Origin of the sequence: Mucilaginibacter pineti (assembly GCF_900101875.1) — a bacterium.
Taxonomy (GTDB): Bacteria; Bacteroidota; Bacteroidia; order Sphingobacteriales; family Sphingobacteriaceae; genus Mucilaginibacter; species Mucilaginibacter pineti.
In genome coordinates this window covers 14,942-40,242 of sequence record NZ_FNAI01000003.1, presented here as the reverse complement: position 1 = coordinate 40,242, position 25,301 = coordinate 14,942, and the positions used below count along the sequence as shown (strand labels likewise).

The 25,301-nt window shown below is 42.6% G+C and carries 32 protein-coding genes; 17 read left to right on the top strand and 15 right to left on the bottom strand.

Annotated features, from left to right (window positions below; translation table 11 throughout):
- Positions 1-153: 153 nt before the first annotated feature.
- Positions 154-2,763: a DNA mismatch repair protein MutS gene (mutS, locus tag BLS59_RS08175; RefSeq protein ID WP_091147658.1), complete on the bottom strand. Its 2,610-nt coding sequence runs from the start codon at positions 2,761-2,763 to the stop codon at positions 154-156.
- A 159-nt stretch (positions 2,764-2,922) separates the two neighbouring features.
- Between mutS and BLS59_RS08170 the strand changes: the two genes are divergently transcribed.
- Positions 2,923-3,531: a DUF1684 domain-containing protein gene (locus tag BLS59_RS08170; RefSeq protein WP_091147656.1), complete on the top strand. Its 609-nt coding sequence runs from the start codon at positions 2,923-2,925 to the stop codon at positions 3,529-3,531.
- A gap of 12 nt (positions 3,532-3,543) precedes the next feature.
- Here the strand turns inward: BLS59_RS08170 and BLS59_RS08165 are convergent, their stop codons facing one another.
- A complete protein-coding gene (locus BLS59_RS08165) occupies positions 3,544-4,104 on the bottom strand; it encodes a sugar O-acetyltransferase (protein ID WP_091147654.1) in 561 nt (186 codons plus the stop codon).
- A 136-nt stretch (positions 4,105-4,240) separates the two neighbouring features.
- Here BLS59_RS08165 and BLS59_RS08160 point away from each other — a divergent pair, with 136 nt between their 5' ends.
- The 3 genes from BLS59_RS08160 to BLS59_RS08150 are packed head-to-tail and all read left to right on the top strand — an operon-like array spanning position 4,241 to position 6,202.
- The gene (locus BLS59_RS08160; RefSeq protein ID WP_091148742.1) at positions 4,241-4,636 is read left to right on the top strand and encodes a ribosomal maturation YjgA family protein; all 396 of its coding nucleotides are present in this window, start codon (positions 4,241-4,243) and stop codon (positions 4,634-4,636) included.
- Between the two features lies 1 nt (position 4,637).
- A complete protein-coding gene (locus tag BLS59_RS08155; protein WP_091147652.1) occupies positions 4,638-5,411 on the top strand; it encodes an oxygenase MpaB family protein in 774 nt (257 codons plus the stop codon).
- 2 nt (positions 5,412-5,413) lie between these two features.
- Positions 5,414-6,202 (top strand): DUF817 domain-containing protein, encoded by a 789-nt coding sequence (locus tag BLS59_RS08150; RefSeq protein ID WP_091147650.1) that lies wholly within the window; start codon positions 5,414-5,416, stop codon positions 6,200-6,202.
- Here BLS59_RS08150 and BLS59_RS08145 read toward each other — a convergent pair.
- Positions 6,195-6,701 carry a hypothetical protein gene (locus tag BLS59_RS08145; RefSeq protein WP_143014073.1) on the bottom strand — a complete coding sequence of 169 codons (507 nt, stop codon included), beginning with the start codon at positions 6,699-6,701 and terminating at the stop codon, positions 6,195-6,197. The genes BLS59_RS08150 and BLS59_RS08145 overlap by 8 nt on opposite strands.
- A 40-nt stretch (positions 6,702-6,741) precedes the next feature.
- Entirely contained in the window at positions 6,742-7,677 is a 936-nt protein-coding gene (locus tag BLS59_RS08140) for a cation diffusion facilitator family transporter (protein ID WP_091147646.1), read from the bottom strand.
- Between the two features lie 158 nt (positions 7,678-7,835).
- Between BLS59_RS08140 and BLS59_RS31975 the strand changes: the two genes are divergently transcribed.
- Positions 7,836-8,204 carry a hypothetical protein gene (locus BLS59_RS31975; RefSeq protein ID WP_205411219.1) on the top strand — a complete coding sequence of 123 codons (369 nt, stop codon included), beginning with the start codon at positions 7,836-7,838 and terminating at the stop codon, positions 8,202-8,204.
- 142 nt (positions 8,205-8,346) lie between these two features.
- On the opposite strand, the gene BLS59_RS08130 is transcribed toward BLS59_RS31975, so the two are convergent.
- Positions 8,347-8,910 carry a hypothetical protein gene (locus BLS59_RS08130; RefSeq protein ID WP_091147643.1) on the bottom strand — a complete coding sequence of 188 codons (564 nt, stop codon included), beginning with the start codon at positions 8,908-8,910 and terminating at the stop codon, positions 8,347-8,349.
- Between the two features lie 165 nt (positions 8,911-9,075).
- Between BLS59_RS08130 and ppnP the strand changes: the two genes are divergently transcribed.
- Both ppnP and BLS59_RS08120 read left to right on the top strand, forming a co-directional pair.
- Entirely contained in the window at positions 9,076-9,357 is a 282-nt protein-coding gene (gene ppnP, locus BLS59_RS08125) for a pyrimidine/purine nucleoside phosphorylase (protein WP_091148740.1), read from the top strand.
- Between the two features lie 31 nt (positions 9,358-9,388).
- Positions 9,389-9,718, top strand: coding sequence for a YbjQ family protein (locus BLS59_RS08120; protein ID WP_091147640.1), 330 nt, complete (start codon positions 9,389-9,391; stop codon positions 9,716-9,718).
- 62 nt (positions 9,719-9,780) lie between these two features.
- Here BLS59_RS08120 and BLS59_RS31530 read toward each other — a convergent pair whose 3' ends face one another.
- The 4 genes from BLS59_RS31530 to BLS59_RS08100 form a co-directional block, all read right to left on the bottom strand.
- On the bottom strand, positions 9,781-10,356 hold the full coding sequence (locus BLS59_RS31530; RefSeq protein ID WP_091147637.1) for a collagen-like triple helix repeat-containing protein: 576 nt from the start codon (positions 10,354-10,356) through the stop codon (positions 9,781-9,783).
- Positions 10,357-10,532: 176 nt separating this feature from the next.
- Positions 10,533-11,495, bottom strand: coding sequence for a collagen-like protein (locus tag BLS59_RS08110; RefSeq protein ID WP_091147635.1), 963 nt, complete (start codon positions 11,493-11,495; stop codon positions 10,533-10,535).
- Positions 11,496-11,826: 331 nt separating this feature from the next.
- Positions 11,827-12,021 (bottom strand): hypothetical protein, encoded by a 195-nt coding sequence (locus BLS59_RS08105; RefSeq protein WP_091147632.1) that lies wholly within the window; start codon positions 12,019-12,021, stop codon positions 11,827-11,829.
- A gap of 20 nt (positions 12,022-12,041) precedes the next feature.
- Positions 12,042-12,533 (bottom strand): hypothetical protein, encoded by a 492-nt coding sequence (locus BLS59_RS08100; protein ID WP_091147629.1) that lies wholly within the window; start codon positions 12,531-12,533, stop codon positions 12,042-12,044.
- A 203-nt stretch (positions 12,534-12,736) separates the two neighbouring features.
- Between BLS59_RS08100 and BLS59_RS08095 the strand changes: the two genes are divergently transcribed.
- Positions 12,737-13,339, top strand: a complete 603-nt coding sequence (locus BLS59_RS08095; protein WP_091147626.1) for a helix-turn-helix domain-containing protein — start codon at positions 12,737-12,739, stop codon at positions 13,337-13,339.
- A 90-nt stretch (positions 13,340-13,429) separates the two neighbouring features.
- Here BLS59_RS08095 and BLS59_RS08090 read toward each other — a convergent pair whose 3' ends face one another.
- A complete protein-coding gene (locus BLS59_RS08090) occupies positions 13,430-13,594 on the bottom strand; it encodes a hypothetical protein (RefSeq protein ID WP_240315190.1) in 165 nt (54 codons plus the stop codon).
- A gap of 436 nt (positions 13,595-14,030) precedes the next feature.
- Between BLS59_RS08090 and BLS59_RS08085 the strand changes: the two genes are divergently transcribed.
- The 5 genes from BLS59_RS08085 (at position 14,031) to BLS59_RS08065 (ending at position 17,691) form a co-directional block, all read left to right on the top strand.
- Positions 14,031-14,957 (top strand): hydroxypyruvate isomerase family protein, encoded by a 927-nt coding sequence (locus BLS59_RS08085; RefSeq protein ID WP_091147621.1) that lies wholly within the window; start codon positions 14,031-14,033, stop codon positions 14,955-14,957.
- Between the two features lie 43 nt (positions 14,958-15,000).
- Entirely contained in the window at positions 15,001-16,152 is a 1,152-nt protein-coding gene (locus BLS59_RS08080; protein WP_091147619.1) for a M28 family metallopeptidase, read from the top strand.
- A gap of 24 nt (positions 16,153-16,176) precedes the next feature.
- Positions 16,177-16,728, top strand: a complete 552-nt coding sequence (locus tag BLS59_RS08075) for a GNAT family N-acetyltransferase (protein WP_091147616.1) — start codon at positions 16,177-16,179, stop codon at positions 16,726-16,728.
- Between the two features lie 141 nt (positions 16,729-16,869).
- The gene (locus BLS59_RS08070) at positions 16,870-17,088 is read left to right on the top strand and encodes a hypothetical protein (protein ID WP_091147612.1); all 219 of its coding nucleotides are present in this window, start codon (positions 16,870-16,872) and stop codon (positions 17,086-17,088) included.
- A 309-nt stretch (positions 17,089-17,397) separates the two neighbouring features.
- Entirely contained in the window at positions 17,398-17,691 is a 294-nt protein-coding gene (locus tag BLS59_RS08065; protein ID WP_091147609.1) for a DUF3892 domain-containing protein, read from the top strand.
- Between the two features lie 7 nt (positions 17,692-17,698).
- On the opposite strand, the gene BLS59_RS08060 is transcribed toward BLS59_RS08065, so the two are convergent.
- Genes BLS59_RS08060 through BLS59_RS08050 form a run of 3 tightly spaced genes read right to left on the bottom strand, consistent with a single transcriptional unit; the run spans position 17,699 to position 19,351 of the window.
- Positions 17,699-18,181 (bottom strand): CYTH domain-containing protein, encoded by a 483-nt coding sequence (locus BLS59_RS08060; protein WP_091147606.1) that lies wholly within the window; start codon positions 18,179-18,181, stop codon positions 17,699-17,701.
- Between the two features lie 54 nt (positions 18,182-18,235).
- Positions 18,236-18,859, bottom strand: a complete 624-nt coding sequence (gene msrA / locus BLS59_RS08055; protein ID WP_205411218.1) for a peptide-methionine (S)-S-oxide reductase MsrA — start codon at positions 18,857-18,859, stop codon at positions 18,236-18,238.
- Between the two features lie 9 nt (positions 18,860-18,868).
- Entirely contained in the window at positions 18,869-19,351 is a 483-nt protein-coding gene (locus tag BLS59_RS08050; protein ID WP_091147601.1) for a methionine-R-sulfoxide reductase, read from the bottom strand.
- 339 nt (positions 19,352-19,690) lie between these two features.
- Here BLS59_RS08050 and BLS59_RS08045 point away from each other — a divergent pair, with 339 nt between their 5' ends.
- Together BLS59_RS08045 and BLS59_RS08040 are read left to right on the top strand one after the other, a co-directional pair.
- Entirely contained in the window at positions 19,691-22,414 is a 2,724-nt protein-coding gene (locus BLS59_RS08045; protein WP_091147598.1) for a hypothetical protein, read from the top strand.
- 46 nt (positions 22,415-22,460) lie between these two features.
- A complete protein-coding gene (locus tag BLS59_RS08040) occupies positions 22,461-22,865 on the top strand; it encodes a DUF1761 domain-containing protein (protein ID WP_162842585.1) in 405 nt (134 codons plus the stop codon).
- A 144-nt stretch (positions 22,866-23,009) separates the two neighbouring features.
- On the opposite strand, the gene BLS59_RS08035 is transcribed toward BLS59_RS08040, so the two are convergent.
- Positions 23,010-23,441 (bottom strand): DUF6526 family protein, encoded by a 432-nt coding sequence (locus BLS59_RS08035; protein WP_091147593.1) that lies wholly within the window; start codon positions 23,439-23,441, stop codon positions 23,010-23,012.
- A gap of 127 nt (positions 23,442-23,568) precedes the next feature.
- Here BLS59_RS08035 and BLS59_RS08030 point away from each other — a divergent pair, with 127 nt between their 5' ends.
- Together BLS59_RS08030 and BLS59_RS08025 are read left to right on the top strand one after the other, a co-directional pair.
- Positions 23,569-24,432, top strand: coding sequence for an aldo/keto reductase (locus BLS59_RS08030; RefSeq protein WP_091147590.1), 864 nt, complete (start codon positions 23,569-23,571; stop codon positions 24,430-24,432).
- A gap of 73 nt (positions 24,433-24,505) precedes the next feature.
- On the top strand, positions 24,506-24,928 hold the full coding sequence (locus BLS59_RS08025) for a hypothetical protein (protein WP_091147588.1): 423 nt from the start codon (positions 24,506-24,508) through the stop codon (positions 24,926-24,928).
- Positions 24,929-24,964: 36 nt separating this feature from the next.
- Here the strand turns inward: BLS59_RS08025 and BLS59_RS08020 are convergent, their stop codons facing one another.
- Positions 24,965-25,255, bottom strand: coding sequence for a YciI family protein (locus tag BLS59_RS08020; RefSeq protein WP_091147584.1), 291 nt, complete (start codon positions 25,253-25,255; stop codon positions 24,965-24,967).
- Positions 25,256-25,301 lie beyond the last annotated feature (46 nt).

The window sequence follows — 25,301 nt, the reverse complement described above, 5'->3', positions numbered from 1 at the left end:
CTTTTTCATGAAAAACTCCTGTCATTCTGAGCGTAGCGAAGAATCTATTAAGCGGCTTACATATCGTACAATAGATTCTTCGTTCCTCAGAATGACAAGTTAGTTTTAAGATCAATCTGCACATCTGAAATCTAAAATCTGCACATCAAAAGCCTACGATTTTATCACCCGTTGTATCTCGTCGAGTTTCATGAGGGCCTCTACAGGGGTTAGGGTATTTACATCGAGGTTGTTCAGGGTATCGCGGATCTTTACCAATACGGGGTCATCTATAGAAAACATCTGCATCTGTACGGCTTGCTTTTGCACCTTGCGGATACTTTCTTTTATATGCTCACCGCCCGTACGCTCGTTTTCCAGTTTCTTCAGTATTTCGTTGGCACGCGTCAGCACCTTTTGAGGCATGCCCGCCAGCTTGGCTACGTGAATCCCGAAACTGTGCTCGCTGCCGCCGGGTACCAGTTTACGCAGGAAAATGATCTGCTGCCCAACCTCTTTTACCGATACATTAAAGTTTTTTATCCGGTTAAATGTGTTGCTCAACTCATTTAACTCGTGGTAGTGGGTGGCAAACAATGTTTTTGCCTTTGCAGCCGGGTGGCTATGCAGGTATTCGGCAATTGACCATGCTATGGAGATACCGTCATAAGTAGAGGTACCACGACCGATCTCATCCAGCAGAATCAAACTCCTGTCGGATATATTATTGAGGATACTGGCCGTTTCGTTCATCTCCACCATAAAGGTCGATTCGCCCGACGACAGGTTATCCGATGCTCCTACCCTTGTAAAGATCTTATCAACCAAACCAATAGAGGCTGATTTAGCCGGCACAAAGCATCCCATCTGCGCCATAAGCACAATCAAGCCGGTTTGTCTTAACAGAGCCGACTTACCCGCCATGTTGGGGCCGGTAATAATGATGATCTGCTGCGTTTCCGAATCGAGATAAACATCATTGGTAATATAACTTTCGCCCAGGGGCAAATTCTTTTCTATCACCGGATGACGGCCGCCCTTGATATCCAGCACACGGCTTTCATTCATCTCGGGTTTGGCGTAGTAGTTTTTTATGGAGATGGTTGCAAAGTTAAGCAGCACATCCAAACGGGCAATCAGCTGTGCGTTAAGCTGTATAGGCTTAATATATTCGGCAAGCGAATACAGCAGATCGTTATATAAGCGGGTTTCAATAACCAGGATCTTTTCCTCGGCACCCAAAATTTGTTCTTCGTATTCTTTAAGTTCGGGCGTAATATAGCGCTCGGCGTTCACCAGCGTTTGCTTACGGATCCATTCTGAAGGTACCTTGTCGCGGTGACTGTGCGTAACCTCCAGGTAATAGCCAAACACATTATTGAACGATACTTTAAGCGACGGAATACCCGTCGATTCAGCCTCGCGTTTTTGAATTTCGAGCAGGTAACCTTTACCGCCGAAAGCTATTTTGCGCAGCCTGTCCAGTTCCTCGTTAATACCCTCGTTCATTACCGAGCCTTTTACAATCATTACCGGCGGCTCGGGGTGCAGTTCGCGTTCTATTTTTTCGCAGATGAGCACACATGGATTAAGCTGCTCACCTATAGCGCGTAATGGTAAACTTTCAGATGTTTCGGCTATTTTTTTAATGGCGCCAATGGCCATTAACGCTTTTTTAAGCTGACAAACCTCACGTGGGTTGGCCTTTTGCAAACCTATTTTGGAAATCAATCTTTCCAGATCGCCTATTTGCCTGATCTGATTTTGAAGGTTCTCGCGTAGTTCTTCATGGGCTATCATGTATTCCACTACGCCCAGACGATCGTTGATGGGTTTTATCTCCTTAAGCGGCATCACTATCCAGCGGCGCAACAGGCGTGCGCCCATAGGCGAGCAGGTATGGTCAAGCACATCAACCAGGGTCAGCGCATTCTCGTTGGTTGATCCAACCAGTTCCAGGTTACGGATACTGAACCTATCCAGCCACAGGTACCTGTCCTCTTCAATTCGGCCGATAGCACTAATGTGCTGCAGGTTGCGGTGTTCGGTTTCGTTAAGGTAATGAATGGCCACGCCCGCGGCTATAATGCCCAGGTTTAGCTTATCTATCCCAAATCCCTTTAATGATTTTACGCCAAAGTGTTTAAGCAGTGTTTCGGTAGCGTAATCGCCGCTGTAAGGCCATTCGTCCAGGGCATAAGTATAGAAACGATCGCCGTAATCATCCTTAAAATCCTTACTGCGGCTCTTTGGGTATATTACCTCGCTTGGCGAAAAGCTTTGCAGCAGCTTATCAATATAATCGCTGTTACCCTGCGCGGTCAAAAACTCGCCGGTTGAAATATCTATAAGGGCAATGCCGATGGTGTTCTTCTCAAAATGCAGCGAAGCCAGGTAATTATTGCTTTTTTGGTGCAGTATGTTATCATTGGTGGCCACGCCGGGGGTTACCAGTTCGGTAACACCACGCTTAACAATGGTTTTGGTGGCTTTTGGGTCTTCCAACTGATCGCAGATGGCTACACGCTGCCCGGCACGTACCAGCTTTGGCAGGTAGGTATCCAGCGAATGGTGCGGAAAGCCCGCCAGCTCGATATGTGTACCCACGCCATTACCGCGGCGGGTAAGCACAATACCCAATATACCGGCGGCCTTAATGGCATCTTCTCCAAAAGTTTCGTAAAAATCACCCACGCGAAAAAGCAGCAAAGCACCTGGGTACTTAACCTTTATAGCGTTATATTGCTGCATTAAGGGGGTTTCTTTGGTAGTATCTTTAGCCAAGCGGTTGCTCCTTTTATTAATCGGGTAAAGTTAATGCATTGGGTGGGGTTTTACCTCATTGTGGAAAAGTTGAGGAATTGTGGATTATGCTTGCATTGCGATCTTTATTCCTTTATTCCTTTATCCTTTATCCTTTTACCTAAATCTGTATATTCGGCCATGAAACGCAAATACTGCCTCCTTATACTTTTGATGATAAGCCTAAAGTGTTACAGCCAGGATTATAAAACACTTATTGCCGAACATCGTAAAAGCTATGCAGCAGATTTTTTGTCAGATGCAGGTAGTCCGCTAAAGAAAGACGACCTGCAGTTTTTGCGTTTTTATGGTGCCGATAGCACCTACAGGGTCGTAGCCAACGCAAAAATTCTGATTAACGAAACACCCTTTGTAATGCCCGTATTTAGCGGAACAGGAAGCGGTTATGCCCGTTACGCCGTACTTAATTTTACGCTTAAAGGCAAACCGTATGAACTTACCATTTATAAAAGTTTAGCCCTGGCCAATAATCCGCAGTATGCCGATTACCTTTTTCTGCCTTTTACCGACGATACCAATAGCCTTACCACTTACGGCGGCGGCAGGTACATTGACCTGCGTATTGGAGATATTAAATACGGCAAAGTAACTATCGATTTTAACAAAGCCTACAACCCCTACTGCGCGTTCAGCGGCGGCTACGCCTGCCCCAAACCTCCCGGCGAAAATAAGCTGGCTACCAGCATAGAAGCCGGCGAGAAATTATTTGCAGGCGAAAAAAAGCATTAATATTAGTCAGTTTTACAACTCCTTTATAACCCTGCAAGGATTGCCAACCGCTACCACGTTTGCGGGGATATCCTTCGTAACCACGCTCCCCGCGCCTATAGTAGTATTATCACCTATGGTTACACCGGGGCAAACAATAACGCCTCCGCCAAGCCACACGTTGTTACCTATGGTAATCGGCGCAGCATATTCAGGTCCTTTAATTCGTTCTGCTGCAATTATGGGATGGTAGGCCGTGTATAGCTGCACGTTTGGCGCTAAAAAAACATTATCGCCAAAGGTAACACGTGCACAATCCAGTATGATACAATTAAAATTCATGAACACATTATCGCCCGCGAATATGTTAAAACCATAATCGCAGTAAAATGGCGATTGTATATCTATAGCGCCCTTAATACCCCCAAACAGCTCCTTTAAAACGTTAAGTTTTGTTTGCTTGTCATCATAATCGGCGGCATTGTATTGTGTAAAAAGCACGCGGGCTTTTGAGCGCAGGGCCACTAATTCCGCATCGCAGGCATTGTAAAGCTCGCCGGCAATCATTTTTTCCAGTTCGGATGTGTTATTCATAGCAGATGTATATAAGCCACCCAAATTAAACAATGACTTGTAATAATTATGTTTTTATACCATGAAATTTGTGCAGCACAAACTTGCAAATACAAATAATTGTAATTTACTTTGCAATACAAAGTACTTTTTAATTATGCAATTTAATAAAATCTACTTCGCCCTTACCCTACTGCTATTGCTGATAGAAATATTCATTGGCACATATGTGCACGATGTAGTTATCAGACCATTTGGCGGGGATTTTTTGGTGGTGATATTGCTGTACTGCTTTGTAAAAACTTTTTTTAGTAAACCGGCCGTTCCTGTGGCCATTTACGTACTACTTTTTGCTTACCTGGTAGAAGGTTCGCAATACTTTCATTTGGTACACTTACTGGGTTTGCAGCAATCAAAAGCAGCAGTTATCTTATTAGGCAGCACATTTTCATGGGCAGATATGCTTTGCTACACATTGGGCATTTCGCTGGTGATTGCCATTGAAAGAACAAAGATGATTTACATGGCCCCGATTAATAAAAGCGTTAACTGATATGGAGTATTTTGTAAACGAGGATTCAATAGTGCGCAGGATTTGGGGTAAGGCCGATACCATCCTGTTTATTTTTGCCGGTGCCGCAGCCGAGTTTGCCCTGAATAAAGCGGTAGACTGGCTATACTATACCGGTCGCCTGCCGGCAGATCCGCTGGCGAGGTTGTTTTCAACAGTAGCTTACTCCCGGCAGATCATATTTTCGGACCAGGAAGCCGCCTTAAAGTCCATCGACAAAATTAACGCCATACATAAAGGCGTTGAGGCCCATCGCGGCGCACAAATTCCAGATTGGGCCTACCGTGATGTACTGTTCCTGCTTATCGACCTGTCCATCCGCTCTTATGAACTACTGGAACGCAAACTTACCGAAGCGGAAAAGGCCGAAACATTCGCAGTTTTTAACCGGGTTGGCCTGCGGATGCAGCTTACAGGTTTACCTGTTGATTACGCCGAATACCTGCGCATGCGTCAGGATCACTTGCAGCAGAATCTTGTGAGCGGAGAATTAACGGTTGATCTTTATCGCCAGTATAAAAAACATTTGGGCACGGCACGTTACCAAATACTAAAACAGGCGCAATTGCTGGTGGCCCCGCCGCAGGTGCGCAAACTGCTTAAATTAGGCAATCAAGCCTGGCTGCTGCCCATCATCTGGGGTTACAAGTTGTTAAAAACAATACGTGCCGAAGCCTTTTTACGTAATGCCCTGCTGCCTGCCGAGTATAAAGCGCAGATCATCGCAATGGACAGTCCTTATCATCAGCAGAAATAAAATTGAAAACATACCTCAACCACTTTTTAATTTTTGTGTATCAGCAGGCGTTGTCATGCTTGTTTCCCGTGCTGGTGTTTAGTATGCTGGCCCTATCGCATTTGTTTGCCAATATTTTGCCGCGATATGATTTTATGCTGATTGCCTGCCTAAGCATACAGGCCATTATGTATTACACCAAAATTGAAACAAAGGACGAAGTGCTGGTAATATGCATCTTCCATCTGTTGGGTTTATTGATGGAACTGTTTAAGGTACATTTTGGCTCATGGACTTACCCCGAACTTGCCTATACCAAACTTTTAGGCGTCCCCCTCTACAGCGGCTTTATGTATGCCAGTGTAGCCAGCTATATGTGCCAGGCCTGGCGCAGACTCAACCTGCAAATACTCAACTGGCCCAGCCACAACATTGCCCGAATCATCGGCGCGCTGATATACCTCAACTTTTTCAGCAACCATTTTATTATAGATGTACGGTATGCTATCGGCTTGCTCATCATTTACTTTTTTCGCCGGTCGGTAGTGGTGTTTTATTTAGATGGCAAAGCTTACCGCATGCCTACCATACTATCGTTCCTGCTTATTGGTTTTTTTATATGGCTTGCCGAAAACCTGGCCACTTCTCTTGGGGCATGGAAATACGCTTACCAGCATAATGCCTGGGCAATGGTCAATTATCAAAAAATAAGCTCCTGGGGTTTCCTGGTTATTGTAAGCTTTATTATTGTGGCCGAGTTAAAAACTTTAAAAAGCGCTACAGAACACACCAAGCGGATTGTGACTATTTAACCTCGCTATCGTCTGTGGCTTCCATCTCCAGTTTTTGATCGTAGGTAAGTTCCAGATCGCTTTCCAGTTTATCAGCAGTGGGTCTTACCATTAAAAAATAAAATATAAGCAAGCCGGCTATAAGCAGGTAAAGTAAATTCCCGGTGATAAAGGAAACAACGATACCAAATAACGACGCACCTTCTAAAAGGGCCAGCCGTACAATTACGGCGCTTAAATAACCCACCAGTTTTTCTGCCAGGGTATCTTTGCCGGTGAGTTTGGCAACCAATAGTTTAAACACCAGATTGGAGGCCACAAAACTTACAGCGGCTATTAAGGGCACCGCTATCAGATAAAGTATTTGGGTAGACGGAGCTCCAAAATACTTTGTTTTTGTACCTACAGCGTACGATGCTATGGCAAATAACACCTGCGCAACCAATAAAGCAGCGTGGATCATTATTATCGCTTTCAAAACAGACCGGGGATGCGGCGGTGCAGACTGTACGTTATACATGAGGGTGCTTATTTATGGAACAAATATAACATCCGCCAAACTAAATATACGTTTGCACATCGGGGTTTACTTTTTCCATAAATGTTTCGGGTTGGATGATGAGGAAATGAATAAGGTTATACTCATCCTTAACCCGGTTACGGATGCGGGAAATGGCTTCGTTAATACCGTTAGTATCCAGATGGGTATCAAATGATACGATGAGCATCATCACAATTTCGCTGGGCGATTGATAGGTTGACAGGATGTGCATCAGCTTTAATACATCTTTATCATCCTCCACAATTTCTTTAATGCGCTGTTTGGTGTTTGAGCCTATCCCCTCGCCCATGAGCAGGCTGCGGCTTTCGCGGGCCAGTATCATAGATACGCCTATCAGCAAAATACCTACCAGCAACGATGCAACACCATCCAGGTAATTGATATGGAATTTATGACCTATAAACAGGCAAATAGCCACAATAAATAACCCAATAACGGCAGCACTATCCTCAAACAAAACCAAAAATGTAGATGGATCCTTACTTTTTGTGATGGCCTGCCACCAGGTTTGGTCGCCGCGTAGTTTATTAAACTCTTTTGCGGCTATTATAAACGACGAACCTTCAAATATTACCGAGATGCCCAATACCACGTAGCTCCATTTAGGATCGCCGGGTACATCGGGGTGAAGGATATGCGTTACGCCCTGGTATATTGATACCCCGCCGCCCAAACCAAAAATAAGGATAGATACGATGAACGAATAAAAATAAAGCTCTTTGCCGTAGCCAAAGGGATGAGTGGCATCGGGTTTCTTTTTGCTTTTGTATAAACCCAGCAGCAGCAATAGCTGATTGGCCGTATCAACAACCGAGTGCACACCTTCGGCTATCATGGCGGCGCTGTTGCTTACTATACCCGCAATAAACTTGGTGATGGCTATAAGCAGGTTTGCCGCCAACGCGCTATAAATGGATTTATTTGATGATGCCATACGATACCCATTTAATGCTTAAAAAACCAAATTGTTTGGATAAAAAGCAACTACAATCAGCTTTGGTTGCCGGGGTGTTATTCAAATAAACTAAAACAAATAACCATTCAATACGTTATCTTTTTAGTTAATTTTTAAACCATTTAAAGAAAAACGCCATGAAAAACTTAAAAATAACAGCTGCAGCTGCCGCATTATTATTTGCAGGTTCAGTTGTTTTTGCGGCCAGTCATAAAACGGCTGATCAATCTAAAAACAATACCTACATCATAAAATCAATGGCTACGGATACCATACCGGGCAAAAAGAAGAAAGCGCCAAAAACACCGAAAACACCGCCACCGGTTCCGTCAGATCCGACCCCAACACCGGCTCCAAACCCTAATCCAAACCCAACACCGCTGCCTACAGATCCGGCGCCAACACCAAATCCATCGCCCGTACCTACGCCGCCACCGGTACCAAGCCCTACACCAACGCCTACACCGGTACCAACCACCCCAACGCCAACACGTCCTGGTCAGTAACTTGATAAAAAAAGTATAAAATGAAAAGCCCTTTTGCAAATTGCAAAAGGGCTTTATTATGTGGTAACGTTTTGGCTGTTAGCCATTACGAAGTTTATGAAAATTTTAACTTATATACGGAACCTATTAAACCTCAACGGGATTAATTAGCTGAAAAAGTATATGGTAAATTGGTAAATGTACCTAACAGGATCTGCGAAATTTCGATAGACTCGATGTTACCGTTTAAATCGTAATTAACCTTTTTAGCTGTAAAGGAGTAATAACCGGTTATCACATTTTTTGTTGGATCAATAGAAGTAATAGTAACTGAGCCAGACCCTGCTTCAACCTCACCTACCTGCTTGTAGCCGTACGTATCGCCAATTAACTCTAAAGTTGAGTAGGTCAGCTGCACCCTCGAAGTACCATCTACCTTATAATTGCCTAATGTAAAATCATTGGTATTGGTGCCGTTTGCAAGCGTAATATTAATATTTATCCTTTTTTCATCGGCAGTACCTTGTACAGTAAAGGATTTTGTATTAAGTGCGGCGTTATATGTGATAGCTGCGGCTATAGTATCAGGTGCCCAGGCAGTTCCGTTAATATTTGCAGATAGTTCTTTATCAGATGTTGTAGAAGCAGAAGTTACTACGTCCTTTTTACAGCTTTGGATAAATATAGCTGATATAAGTAGCAGCACAATAAGTTGAATTTTCCTCATATATAAATTTTATGCAAATAACGTTCTTTGCACTTTAATAATTACAACCAAAGTTACTTTTTTCACATATTTTAACATTATGTACTGATAGCTTAACAAACAAGGGTATTGTTTTTATTAAACAAATCATTTTATTTGAGCATATTAGGCACAAAAATCACAAGCATGATAAACGTTAACGAATACTTTGAAGGAGCCGTAAAATCACTGGCTTATACCACTATACAGGGCCGCAGCACCATTGGTGTTATTGAAAAAGGCGAATACGAATTTGGCACATCAAGTCACGAAACCATGACGGTTATTGAAGGCGCACTGCAGGCCCTGCTACCCGGCGAACAGGAATGGCAAACTTTCACCAACGGCCAATCATTTGAAGTTGAAGCCAATACCAGCTTTAAAGTTAAAACCAATGTACAAAGCTCATACCTTTGCACATACAAATAAACAAACCTGCTAACCTATAAACATTATTAATATGGATACTTCACTTATTACCACCAGTACCGGTCTTGAGGGCTACCGAGTAGTTAAACATTTGGGCGTTGTACGTGGCATTACCGTTCGCAGCAGAAGCGCGCTGGGCAACATAGCCGGCGGCTTTCAATCGCTTTTTGGCGGCAGACTTTCTATTTATGTGGAGCTTTGCGAAAACGCCCGGCAAGAGGCTTACATGCTTTTAATACAGCATGCGCAGGCAATTGGTGCCAATGCTATTATTAGTATGCGCTATGATGCTAATGAGGTTATGCAAGGCGTAACCGAAGTATTAGCTTACGGCACTGCCGTGGTGGTTGAAAAAGTATAAAAAACAGGTGAGCGATAACTTAATTTATCGCTCACCTGTTACAATTAAGGTTTAGGCATTTATTAGTTTTTTATGCCGTAATATTTCACAACGGCCTGGTAATCATTTAAGTTTATCTTTTTTGTTACTGCTGTTTTCACCCCACCCGGGATCAACACATAACGGTATAATAATAATGTGCTCAAATTTATTGAGCCGGAATTATCTGCGGAGTACCTGTTAATTATAAAGCGGCCTAAACGCGGCCAAAAACTTATGGTATTGGCTTTTCCCCCGGCAGAACTCGTATAGGGCAATGGAAACACTGTACCGCCTATACTAAAATATACCATGATGCTTCCTCCGTCTATAATGGCTTGTGTAAGCTTTGTTGCAGGCAAATCGGCTATTTTGAAATTGGTACCATCTACTAAGGTATCTCTGATGCTCTTAGCGGGTAGCCAATCCGAGTAAATTACGTTGGCGGTTCCGGTGGCTCCCTTTACGCCATCTTCTCCGGCCGCACCGGTTGCTCCTTTTACACCAGCCGCACCGGTATCGCCTTTGTCACCCTGCGGACCAACATCTCCTTTTTTGCACGAAGCGGTAAACAATGCCACAACTATGAGCATCGATAATAGATAAGTAACTTTTTTCATAAGTGTTTTAGTTAGATTTTACGCTAAACTAAAACCCTGTTCAAGGTTATTTTACCACAATGAGCCAATGAACCTGCTAACCGAGCCAATATGCCTAACCAACTTAGTAAACAATCAAGGGCGATAAAATATTTTATCGCCCTTGATTGTTATAAAACTATGGCTATCGGTAAAAATTAATCGGTGATATGATAGTATTTACGTACCGATTCATAATCATTAATATTCAATTGCTTTGCTACAGCTGTTGTATGTACCCCACCCGGAATAATGACATATCTGAAACTGTGTGCATTTGATATACTGCTATATGCATTAAGACTGCTGGTCAAGTCGATCTGAATCGCACCGAGCGAAGCAATGCCCGACCAGGTATCAATATTGCTATTTGTGCCAGACATGTAAGTAATTACAATAGGCAACGCAGCTACATTGTCAGTAGGCCAGATCACAGGATTGTATCCGTTCAATTTGCCATAAACAATCACGGTTCCCTTATCTAAAATATCCTGGGTAATTTTAGCCGCGGTAATGGTATAAGAAAAATGGATCGTACCGAAAATAGTTGTTTTGGTATAAACATCGGGCTTGATCCAGTCAGAGTAGATCACATTCGCTGTACCTGCAGGACCAGCAGGGCCTCGTAAATTAACGGCAGGTCCCCATCCTGTGCCAGTTTTAGGACCGTAAAGAAAGTAGCTGGTCTTATCTAAATAAAAATCGCCCACATTGCCCAGGCTTGCAGATGGCGCTCCTGAACCACTTAACGTAGTATTACCATTTGCACCAGCTGCACCAGTAGCTCCGGTGGCTCCGGTAGCTCCAGCCGGCCCTTTTAAAGAAAACCCGGCACCCCAGCCTTCGCCGGTTTTTGGGCCATATAAAAGGCCTGTCGCCACATTAAGATAAAAATCGCCAACAACGCCAGTGGTTGCTGCGGGAAGGGTGTTGCCACTATAAATAACGCTTCCATCTTTACCATCGGCTCCTTTAGGGCCAGCCGGACCAACCACACCCTGGGCTCCTGTAGCACCTGTAGACCCCGCAGGGCCTGTTGCGCCATCATCCCCTTTTTTACACGATGCAAGGCATAAAATTAATAAAGCAAAAAATACCGGTAGAGCGTTTAATTTTTTCATAATAAATGATTTTAATGGATAATTAATTTTTCACAATTAAACCGCTGCTGTTAATGCCTTAAAGCACATAAATAATGCAGCGTTAAACTGTAATTCAAAATTGATTATTGCCCATATAAATCATGGAAGTGCCATTACGGTATTGTAAGCGCACTTTTACGGATATTGCTTTGAGTAATAAAACGCTGCGCAGGCAATTATAGCTGCGTATAATCCGCAGGTTTAGCTATAATTTTCAGGTCCTTTTTTATGGCATTGCAAAACACTCCTGCAACAAAAAACCCGGCTATGTATAATAACCGGGTTTGAATTCTTTAGCAAGAAATTTTTTCTAAAAATAATGCAGCGGGATTGTTTTCCACATACCGTGTGCCAAATGCCCTATCAACAATTCATAAATAAGGTAAACCGGCCAAAACAAATAATGGATAATCAACAGTATAAAACTGTGGTTATAATACCAGCTTATCATAAGGGTATAAATGCCCAAAATAAGGTAAAGTATACTGGTGTCTCTCTTTTTCATGTTATTACTATTTACTACTGCTAATTAACACAATTTTTCATAGTATATATAATGCTATAATCGGCAGCAGCATTTGTTTGCTCGGCGCCCGTTTTGGCATCGTATTTATAAGGCTTTTGTGCCAGCCCATTGCCTCGCAGTTGAAATTCCACCGTCATGGTGTCTTTTGTTCCCTCTTGCCCATATGTCCATCGTGCTTTTATAGCATTCCCGGTAAGTTTGCCATCCAGCTTGCCTTTGCGGGCATCTTTTTCTTTAGGTATCCAATTCATCTTGCCGGTAACTTTATCACCATTGATGGTTATGTTTACCATAGTAGTATCCTGCGCCGCTGTACCATCGGTATGATAAAAACAATATTGCATGTTAACTATAGGTGCATTATTAGCATTGGCCTGCACGGTATCGTCATGCGTTGGTTTGGTGCCCAATGTATCGGTAGTGCTTTTACCGCTGCCGCCGCACGAAGCAGCAAAAATGCACAACAAAAGCAGGCAAAAATTAATTTTCATAGATTTTTAGTTAATTATACAATGTACGACAATTGAAAATTAAAAAAGTTCAATCAAGGTTTAATGATATATATATTTTACAAAAGCATGTAGCAAACAGGCGGCAAAATTACGCATGGCACAAATGCCGTATAAATGCCGTAAACATGTCGTACCTATGTATTATGCTTTAAAATACCTTTGCTGCCATAATTATTCAACAAATGAAAAATACCGACCTATCCAAAAAGATCAAAGAATTACGTACCCGCCTGGGCCTTAGCCAGGGCGAACTGGCAGATATTGCGCAACTAAACCTGCGCACTGTTCAGCGTATTGAAAGCGGCGAAACAGAACCACGCGGCGATAGTCTTAAAAGACTGGCTAACGCTCTTAACGTTATGCCAAACGACCTTATAGAATGGACCGAAAAGGAAGATAATGGCCTCCTCGTGTTTTTAAACCTATCAGCCCTGGCCTTCATTGCTTTCCCGATAATGGGAATAATTGTACCGCTTATTATTTATATGCTGAAAAAGGACCAGGTAAAAAACATCAATGAAACTGGCCGGCGAATACTCAACTTTCAAATAACCTGGTGTTTGGCCATATTCCTGGGTTACATTTTATTTTTCTGCGTAATATTTCTGCACGTACACATTCCTATGCCAAATATCTCTTTAGCTAACTTAGGCGGACTTGAGCTAATGATACTCGCACCGATATTTTACTACGTGTTTAACGTATTAATTATACTATGGAATGCTTACAGAAGTTATAAGGGAAAAGTAGTGATCTACCAACCAGCCGTAAGGTTTTTAAGGTAGATGAGTGGGGCAGAACTTGGGAGTTACAATTTTTTATGTAGTGTAAACATTCAGTTGTTACACTACATAATATTGTAAGCGGATCGGGGGTTATCCTTTTTTTTCTGGCGGAGTTGATACGATCTCGCCAAATTCATTAACGTAAGCCATCATGCTTTCCAGATCGCTGCCGCCGCCGTTTTGCTGACGTTCAAGCTTGCGCTGTTCTTTATCTTCTTTCTTTTTCTGACGATTTTTTTCGAGTTGTTTTTTCATGAAGGTTGCTTGCGATTTAGCCATAAATTATAAAAATTTAGTTAAACAATAAGCCTTTCCCTGGTTTTAAACCTGTATAAAACATTCAAACGAACTCGCGTTCTGCATTGAATTGTGTACATGAAGAGGATCTCATTAATTAATGTCCGGGCAGCAACGGTATCAGCGGGGATAAAAATGAACCCTGATCAATAATAATTGATAAACAGGCAGCTAAAGGGAAATAGCTATAAATTTTCCGTTTGTGATACAAATATACGAAAATTTATGGTATTTTCAAGTGTAACGACGCGATAATTCAAAAGTTAAAACTCAAAATTCAAAAAAATTAATCTTAACTATATTTCATCCAACGGGTTCATTTTCCTCGGTATTTTTAACGACACCTCGCTTTTTGAATTTTGAATTTTTACTTTTGAATTAAACCAACCAGCCTATGAAACGCAGAAACTTTGTGCAAAGCTCCGTACTTGCAGGTACTTCCCTACTTACCACCGGAGTTTTAAAAGCAGGTACATTTACCGGCGCTCACCCAGCTAAAGACGACAAAAAACCCTTCCACCTGAATTATGGCATACACGATGGCATGTTTAAAAACCACGCCGGCGATGATTTTATAGCGCAGATAAAGTTTGCTTATGATAATGGCTTTCGCGCTATTGAGGATAATGGCATGGCCGGTCGCCCGGTTGAGCAGCAAATAAAAATTGGCGATACCCTGGCTAAACTGGGTATGGCCATGGGCGTATTTGTACAGCCCGGCCTGAGTAATGATGGCAATATGCTGGCATCCGGCAAAGCCGAATATGTAGATAAGTTCATAGCATCGTGCAAACAGGCGATTGAAGTTGCCAAGCGCATCAACAGTAAGCTGGTTACCGTGGTACCCGGCGATTTTGTGCGCCACCTGCCCATCGGCATCCAAACCGGCAATGTTATTGAAGCCATGAAAAAGGGTACCGCTATTGTTGAGCCGCACGGCCTGGTTATTGTTATGGAGCCCCTGAGCGATAATCCCGACCTCTTTCTTCGTACACCCGACCAAGCTTATGCCATTTGCAAAGCCGTGGGCAGTCCGTCATGTAAAATTTTGTATGATATGTACCATGTACAGCGTAACCAGGGCAACATAATCCCAACACTTGATATGGTTTATGACGAAATAGGCTATTACCAGGTTGGTGATAACCCGGGCCGTAATGAACCCGGCACCGGCGAAATGAACTATAAAAACATTTTCAAACATATTTATAACAAGGGCTACCGCGGTGTTATAGGTATGGAACATGGCAACGCAGGCAAAGGCAAAGAGGGTGAAATGGCGCTAATAAAGGCTTATCGCGAAGCCGATAGTTTTATGTAGAACTTCTTTACACTTCGTTCATCTCCTTACACTTCCTATAACAATGAAATTTAAACTTACCCTGTTATTTATTTTTACATCTGCCACCGTATTTGCGCAGGATAGTGTGTTTGCCCGCAAAATGGTAGATACCCTTACCTCGCCATACTTTTGGGGCCGGGGATATACTAACGACGGCGTACACAAGGCTGCCGTGTTCCTTACCGCACAATTTAAAGCGTATGGTGTACAACCAATGGATGGTAAAAATTACCTGCAAAATTTTAGTTACCCTGTAAATACCTTCCCCGGTAAAATGAAGGTGACTATAAACGGTGCAGAACTAAGGCCGGGTAAGGATTATATTGTAAGTCCGGATAGCAAGGGGGTTACCGGCTCGGGCAAACTTGTTCAGAGCGACAGCAGCCATTTTATAGACCAGCAAAACCGCGTGGTTTTATCGCTGGAAGATAAACTCACCTGGTCTGTTGAAGGTAAGGCACTTGATTATACAGTGATACAAATGGATAAAAAGGCCCTGAAGGGTGTGCCTGCCACTATTGATATTGCTATTGAAAACAAGCTGATCCCCGATTTTAAAACCGCCAACATCTGCGGCATTGTAAAGGGTACCTCAAAACCCGATTCGGTTATTGTAATTACCGCCCATTACGATCACTTGGGGGGCATGGGGAGCAATACTTATTTCCCCGGCGCCAATGATAATGCCAGTGGGGTTACACAATTGCTTAGCCTGGCTAAATATTATGCGGCGCATCCGCAGCCGTTCAGTATGGCCTTTATTTGTTTTTCGGGCGAGGAAGCCGGCTTGCTGGGTTCTAAATACTTTACCGAAAATCCGCTCATCCCCCTAAAAAACATTCGTTTCCTTATAAATCTGGATTTAAACGGCACCGGGATAGATGGTATTACCGTAGTAAACGCAACTGTTTATCCACAAGAATTTGCCATGCTGCAAAAAAAGAACAGCGAAGGTAATTACCTGGTAAAGGTAAATCCGCGCGGCAAGGCTGCCAACAGCGATCATTATCTTTTTACGGAGAAAGGTGTGCCCGCATTTTTCATTTACACTATGGGCGGCATAAAGGCCTATCATGATGTATTTGACATCAGCGCTACCCTACCCCTTACCAAATATGCCGATCTTTTTAAACTGATAGTGAAATTTAACAGCGGACTTATGCACCAGCAATAGCAACCGGTTTAATATTAATTACAGATGCTCGACCCCAATTTTGAACCTTTTCCGGTTTTAACAACTGAACGTTTGGTATTAAGGCGATTTAGTGCCGATGATGCTGCCGATTTCTTTGAAGTACGCAGTAACGAGGCTGTAATGCAATATATTGCCCGTCCGCTGGCTAAAACATTGGAGGATGCCTTAGCGCTCCTAAAGGTTATTGATGACCTGCTGACCAGCAATAACGGCATTACCTGGTGCATTTCACTTAAAAACGATTCAAGGTTTATTGGCAGCATTGGCTTTTGGCGAATTGAGAAAGAAAACCACCGGGCCGAGATCGGTTATCTTTTAAACCCGGCCTATCACGGAAGGGATATTATGCAGGAGGCGCTGGATGTTGTGCTTAATTTTGGTTTTGAAATAATAGGTTTGCATTCTGTAGCGGCCAAGGTAGATCCTCATAATTTTGCCTCAATTAAGCTGCTTGAACGCAATAATTTTGTTCGCGAGGGTTATTTTAAGGAAAATTATCGCTTTAATAACCGCTTTTCAGACACTATAATTTACTCATTATTAACAAAATTGTAAATGTGTTAACAAATTATTTACCATAGGTATTTTGAATTAAAAAAATTTAACGCATGTTTACAGCACAAAACCAATTATAGCTAATGCCGAAAACAATTCGGCACGAATGGAGTTAATCATTAAAAAACAAAAGAACTTATCATGGCAACAGAAAAAGGAAGCGGTATTACCGCGTATTCAGTGAAAACAAAAACTAAGAATGTACCAATGGTTGATCCAGTTATCGACATTAAATCTGGCAGATACATTGCTACTGGTACAGACGGTGCCGGCAATAAAATGGCCGCAATTATGGGCAAAGCAACCGCCGAAGAGCACGTTAAAAACGGCAATGCTAAAAAAGGCACTGGCTGGTCTTAATATTTTTTTACACAAAAGCCCTGGTTTATTAATAAACCAGGGCTTTTGTGTTTAGAGGGAATTCTAAAAAGAGAAATTCTAAACTCTAAATAGGGAAATCCTAAAAAAAGAAAAACTCTAAATTCTAAAGCTGAAATCCTAAATCCGCTTTAAATCTTCTCTCCTTCGCTTTAGGCTTTAGGCTTTCTGCCTTCAGCTTTAAGCTCCCATAAGTAATACTACGTATACAAAAATGGGTGAAAACACCTATTTGCCGGTTTTTTCATTTGCCTTACTTTTATGGCACCTGATTAATTAAAGCAATTGAATATGGCTGTACGTATATTATCTATAAAAACCGATGAAACGCCGCATGAGAATCCCTATGTGGCCATAGATTCATTGGAATGGGTTAACGAACGTGTTAACATTAAAGGACTTACCGAACGCACAAAACTTTACGACTGGATAAAGAATGAGGACGGCGAAGCTTATATAATAGATAGTGAAGGCAATAAAACCTGCCTCATCCCGGCGCTTTGCCCCGATGGTAATAAGTATGTTAAAACTGATTGCGACGAATCAGAAAATGATCTGCTACTTTCGCTGCCCGAGTGTGCTTAAGCCTAAATTACCCATTTAAATCCAACCATTTGCTGAACGGTTTTACCGAAAGGTTTGAGTTGTAATATCTCGCGTCGCCGGTTACTTCCATAGAAACCCAGGGTGGCAAATCAAATTGCTCGTCTTCGCTGTTAAGTTCAATTTCGGCAACAAGCAGGCCTTTATTATCGCCCAAAAACTCATCTACCTCCCATAATTTACCTGCGAAATTGATATTGTACCTGTATTTCTCAAGTTCGGATATGGCAAAGCTATCCAGCATTTCTGCTGCCTCACCTGCAGGTATTGCATATTCATATTCGCTCCTGCTAAAGCCCTTGGTTATCCCCTTTATGGTGATATAGCCATTGCTGGGCGTTATACGCACCCTTATGGTTTTGGTATCATCACTTAAAATATAACCCTGCCGGTAGTGCATAGCCTGCGGTTTAGCCAGCTGCAGCCATTTATTATGATCTACTAAAAACTTACGTTCAATTTCAACTCCCATTGTGTTGGTTTTGCTTTACAAATATAGCGGTGCGGGGTGATATTGTTTGCCGGCTTACTCGGCTTTCAGTTTATTTTTAAATACCTCTTCCAGCTTTTGTACTTTGGGTAATATTACCAGGCGGCAGTACGGCTTTTTACCATTTAGCGCAAAGTAGTTTTGGTGATAGTCTTCGGCTTTATAAAATGCTTTAAACTGCACTATCTGGGTTACAATTGGGTTTGGATAAGCTTTGGCCTTGTTCAACTCGGCCTTATATTTTTCGGCCTCTGCTTTTTGCGCAGGCGTACGGTAAAATATTACCGAGCGGTATTGCGTTCCCTCGTCTTCGCCCTGTTTGTTAAGGGTGGTAGGGTCGTGCATTTTCCAGAATACCTCCAGCAAATCGGCATAGCTGATCACCTGCGGGTTATAGGTAACCTGCACCACCTCGGCATGACCGGTTTCGCCGGTACAAACCTGCTCATAAGTTGGATTTTTTACCGTACCGCCAGAAAATCCCGACTCCACCTTGGTTACACCTTTAAGGCGTGTAAAAATGGCTTCAGAGCACCAGAAACAGCCCATACCAAAGGTAACGGTTTGTGTATTAGCTGTAGCTGCCGCCTGCTTTTGCGCAAACGCCATCGGGCTCATCAATAATAAAAAAGCTAATATGAAAAATTGACTTCTACGCATGGTTGATACTTATTTACTTGTTTTTTGTTTGTTTATCTGTGCTGCGGGTATAAATTTTAATGATAACGAATTAACGCAATGCCGTGTGTTTTTGGCCGTAAGCCCCTCTCCTAAAAAAACGTGACCTAAATGGGCTCCGCAATGGGCGCACTCAATTTCGGTACGGATACCGTCGGCATCGGGAATGCGTTTTACAGCTCCTTTGATCTCTTCATCAAAACTTGGCCAACCGCAATGCGAATCGAATTTACTTTTAGACGTATATAGAGGTGCATTGCAACGGGCACATACATATAGCCCCTCGCCCATGTCTTTCAGGTATTCGCCGGTAAATGGTGCTTCGGTTTGCTTGTTTACAATTACAGCCTCCTGCTCGGGAGTTAATTTATTATAACCAGATTGAGCAGCCGAAACCTGCTTATCGGCTTTTGGTTTACAGCCCGATACGGCAAAAGGTAAAACGAATAATAAGGCAATAATTAATTTACGCATACAAGTACCTACGATAAAAACAGGGCAAAGGTATGCATCTTTAATTTTAATAACCCGTTTTTACAAAGGACTGACGGAACATACCCGCCGACTATCATTTCCCAAAAATCGCCAATCCTTTAAAAGTAACAATCATGTTAATATTTAAGCATTATTATCTATAGCCCATACCTTTCCATAATAATGGCGAAAGGGTGTCGTTTCCTTGTGTGTTACCGGTAATTTATATGGGATTTCAGTTTACCTTAATGTAAAAAAATGTTAAAACCCAGGTGTGTATAATTGCAGGCAACCCTAAATGTTTATATTAGCCCCTGTTAGCTGCTTTATAGTATATTAATGATATCAAGAAAATTTTTACCCGTAATTTGCCTGTTGTTATCCTTTAGTTTAGGCGCTGTTGCACAACAGGATAGCATCCCCATAAGTACAATTATTGAAAAAACTTTAAAGTTTGGTGCTACCTATCCCATGGAGAAGGTTTATCTGCATACCGATAAGCCTTACTACGCCGTTGGCGATACAATTTGGTACAAAGCTTACCTAACTATCGAAAAACATCAGCTTTCGGGCCTGAGCGGCATCGTTTACGTGGATCTGATAAATGCGCAGGATTCGGTGGTGGAAAGCCAGCGTTTGCCGGTTAAAAACGGATCGGCCAATGGCAATATCACGCTCACAGGCGATAATTATAAACAAGGTAGTTACCGCCTGCGCGCCTATACCAACTGGATGCGCAATTTTGATCCCGATTATTTTTACGACCATACCATTAATATAGGCAACGCACTCGATAACCGGGTTAACACGTTTATTACCTACAAAAGCACATCAAAAAAAAACACGGTTAAGGTTGATGCCAACATACTTTACAAAGATCCTGCAAACACCCCATACACCGATAAAAAGGTTACCTGGCAAGTGGTAAGAAACGGCGACGCCATCAGCAAGGGAAAAGGCACTACAGATAGCAAGGGTAATTTGAGTATTGATATTCCAGAAAGCGATGCCGCAACCCTTACGTCAGGATCGTTAGTTACATCCATGGATATGGGCGACAAGCAGATGATCGTAAAAACATTTTCGCTGCGATCTGCAGTAACTAATTACGATGTTCAGTTTTTCCCCGAAGGCGGACAGCTTACCAACGGCATCCTCACCAGGGTTGCCTTTAAAGCTATTGATTCCAAAGGTTTAGGAGCCGATGCCCAGGGTAATATTATCGATGATAAAGGCACCGAAGTAGCCAAGTTAACCACCGCGCATTTAGGCATGGGTGTATTTAACCTTGTACCCGAAACCGGTAAATCATACATAGCCAACATTAATTTTGCCGATGGTTCAAAGGCATCGTACAGGCTGCCGCGTGTACAGGCAATGGGTATAAATCTGGTGGTTAACAACAACCAGGATAGCATTGTGGTTAAAATAAATGCAAACGACCTGTTTTTACAGCGTAAAAAGAACAAAAGCTTTTACCTGGTAGCACAAAGCGGTGGCGTAATTTATTACGCAGCCTCTACAGTGTTACAAAACATGGTTTATTCGGCCAATATCCCAACCAGTAAGTTCCCTACGGGGCTTTTACAGGTTACCCTTTTCTCATCGGGCGGTTATGCACTTTGCGAGCGGTTGGTATTTATTCAGCATAACGATCAGCTTAACCTTTCTCTTAAAACCGATAAGCCATCCTATACGGCCAGGCAAAATGTAAAACTATCCTTCCTTGCCAAAAACAGTGCAGCGGTACCGGTAGCAGGCAGTTTTTCTGTAGCAGTATTGGATGATGCTACCGTGCCTACCGATGAAAATAATGAATGGACAATTTTGAGTAACCTGCTCCTTACATCTGAGTTAAAGGGTTACATTGAAAAGCCTAACTACTATTTCAACAAACCCGATAAGGAGAAACTTTTTAACCTTGATGTGCTGATGCTTACACAAGGCTATCACCGTTTTTCATATGACGATATACTTGCCGACAAAGTGCCGCAAATTTTTGTTGCGCCAGAACAAGGCATTGATGTATCGGGCATATTACGTACCAACAGCGGCTTGCCGGTTGGTAAAGGCAGTGTACGATTGCTGATACCGGATAAAAACTTTTCGGCCGAAACCATTACAGATATGTCTGGAAATTTTAAATTTTCAAATGTGATGGTTCAGGATACTTCAAAAATCACCCTTAGCGCGCGCAATAACCCCAATGGTAAATACATGGTTATTAACGTTAACGGCGAAATTTTTCAAAAACTAAGCAAAAACAATAACATTGCCGATGAGGTGGTAAATATTGACAGCACCATTCGTCCTTACCTGGAAAATAGCCGCAAACAGGCCGCAACTTCAAAAGTGCTTAAAGAGGTAGTAATTAAGGCTAAAACCATTGTAAAGAAAAAATCGCATAATGATTACGGCGGTACCTTCTCGGGCCTCAGCGTACAGGCAGATCACGAAATATCAAGCGCTATGCTTAAAGATTGCCCAGACCTGCTCAATTGCCTCTCGACCCTGGCAATGGGTTTAACCTATGTTGATAATAACTTTTATGTTACCCGTGATTACAACGCAGGTAATAAGAAACCTGTGCAGGTATACGTAGATGCGATGCAAGTTGATGTTAGCTTTTTAGCATCGATGAGTGGCAGTGAGGTAGAATCGGTGGAGATTTTCCTGAAGGATGGTTTAAGCAACATTAACAGGCTTAACCAAACCAATGGGGTAATGATCATTAATAAAAAAGTAATAAAAAAGGAAAAGATCTCCTTTGCGCAGTTACAGGCGCTTATCCCTAAACAAAATGTGGTAACATTTGCCATACAAGGTTATACTAAGGCTAAAGAGTTTTACATACCCAAATACGATGTTAACAAAAGCAGCACAGTAGGACTCGACTTACGGAATACCCTTTATTGGAACCCCAAAATCATCACAGATAAAACAGGTGCAGCCACGTTCAACTTTTTTAACAGTGATGCCCGTGGCAGCTACCGCGCTATTGTTGAAGGCATTGATAGTGAAGGTAATTTAGGCCGATATATAATGCATTTTGTTGTGAAGTAAATAAGAATTAATTTCTTAAATTTATTTCACACATAAACTTATCGCCATGAACTTTGCTCTTATTAATTGGCTGGCCGTAGTGGCGGCCGCATTGTCTGCATTTTTAGTAGGCGGTATTTGGTATTCGCCCTTACTTTTTGCAAATGCCTGGATGACCGATAGTAACCTCAGTTCCGATACCTTAAAAGCCGCAAATAAAGGCCGCTCTTTCGGGATGACGGCCATCTTCTCCATAATTATGGCTGCTAATCTTGCCGCCTTTTTAGCAACGCCTACCACCGATGTTACCTGGGGTGCAACAGCGGGTTTCCTTGCCGGCATATGGACATTTAGCGCCATAGCCATTCACAGTCTTTTTGAACTTAAAAGCTGGCGTTTGATATTTATTAACGGTGGCTACAGCCTTGTATCATTAACACTCATGGGCGCTATTATTGGCTGGTGGAGATAGAGCAAGGGAATTTCTAAAACCTAAATCCTAAAACGAAAACTCCAAAACCTAAATTCTAAAGGAATAAAGCGCTAAATCCTAAAACAAAAATTCTAAATATTAAACGCTAAATCAGAAATCGAAAATCCCAATTCCGAAATCCACCTACACACGGTGATGGTCGGCGCGCCAGTTTTTTATGGCTTTTTTGATATCGGTGGGTGCCATATTTTCGGCCAGTGTTTTTTCAACCAAGGGGAGCAGTTCATCGTCGGGAGCAAAGCGCAGGGCTGCAATTTGCGTGATGCTTAGTTTATTGCTCAATGGCTGGCGGGTAAGTATAAAATACCGCAGACCTTCTTCGGCACGAATGGCCCTATCCTGCGCCCTTATGGGGAATGTGCGGATAAACCAGCTCATCAAAAACAACGTAGCCGAAAATAATAACAACAGCAGCGCGGTAAAAAAATCACCAGTACCAAATTGGTATACCGCATTTACCACCGCTCCTATCAACCCTGCAATTAGCAGAAAGCTTAATAAATAATGGAATCCGGCTACGTTACGTTTATGATTCTCGAAATTCTGTTGATCCATTGGTTTGTTTTTATGACATTGGTGAGTTCAATACAGGCGGCACGCACGTCTTAAATGACAATCAAGTTATACTATTGCTAAACAATGCGGCCATATTTGAGTTAAAAATGTAACAACAAACATCACTATGGCTAACACAACAAGTTCATTTGAAAAAACTTTCAGTTTAGGCGGAGAATATACTATTAACCGCCTTGGCTATGGCGCAATGCGCATTACCGGCAAAGGCATCTGGGGTCCGCCCAAGGATAAAGACGAGTCGATACGTGTGCTTAAACGCGCTGTTGAGTTGGGCGTTAATTTTATTGATACGGCCGATAGCTATGGGCCGTATGTATCGGAAGAATTAATTGCAGAAGCACTTGCTCCCTACCCTGCCGACCTTATAATAGGTACAAAGGGAGGCTTATTGCGCACCGGGCCCGATCAATGGCCCGTAGATGCATCACCGGAGCATTTGAAACAAGCTTTGGAAGGCAGCTTAAAACGCCTTAAACTGGAGCAGATACAACTTTACCAGCTTCACCGGATAGACCCTAAAGTACCCGCCGAAAAAACATTCGCGTTTTTGCAAGAAGCGCAAAAAGAAGGCAAGATCAAACACATCGGCCTATCGGAAGTGAGCGTAGCCGATATTAAACACGCGCAGGAATTTTTTGAAGTGGTATCCGTACAAAACATGTACAGCATTGATAACCGCAAATGGGAGGCAGAACTGGAATATACCCGCGATCATAACATTGCCTTTATTCCATGGTTCCCGCTTGGTGGCGGCAACGTAAATGGCGAGCAGCTGTTGAAACGTGTGGCCGATAAACATAGTGCCACCATTCACCAGGTTGCCTTGAGCTGGTTATTGCACCATTCGCCCAATATATTGCTTATCCCGGGTACATCAAGTGTTGGTCACCTGGAAGAAAATATGAAAACAGCCGATATTTCTTTATCAGATGATGATATCGCCACACTTAATACATTGGCCGGGGCATAATTAATTTTCGCACCAAACACAAAAAACAAAAGGATGTCATTAAGTTTGGCATCCTTTTGTTTTTATATCGATAATGAAAAGTAAAGAAGAAATACTGCAAAGCTATTACACCCAAAACGGCGCTGATGGCATGCCCGAAATATCTGCCCAGGATCTGCTGAAAGCCATGGAAGCCTATAAGGACCAATGCGTAGCCGATGCCTTTGCTAATGCCCGTAAATTAATTGACGGGATCACAAGCAAAGCCAGCTATGCATTTGCCACGCTTGATGATTATATAGAAAGCACGCAGCTTCCCATTATAAAAACCGAAACAGATGAATTAGCGGAGGCCGTAGCCCTGGTTGCCGATAGTATTTTACCCAATTTTTTACCCGACGACAGCGCAACAACCGAGCTATCATTTGACTTTAATATGCAGGGAACGGGCTACACCGCCTTTTACAAAAAAGATGCAAAGGGCTATTGGCAGCTAAGCAGGTGGATTGCTCTGTAATAAGCAATTTGCAAACTTCAAACTGTTAACGGCCAACTAAACCGTGGCTACTTTGTAAGGCTTCACATCAACAGATTCCCAAACTTTTTGGGTGATGTAGGGTTCACCTGCTTTCCAGGCTTCCAGCTCTTCGTCGGTTTCAAATTGCATGATCATTACCGAGCCTATCATGTTGCCTTCGTCGTTTAGTACGGCGCCGCCCAAAATGTAGTTTCCGTTGGCTTTAAGGGCTTTTAAGTTATCTAAATGATGCGGGCGCACATCCATACGATGTTGCAGAGCATCAGGGTTTGAATAGTCGTATCCGGTTACAAGGTATTGTTTCATGGTATATGGTGGTTAAGTATGTAATCAACATCAAACATTGCCTTCT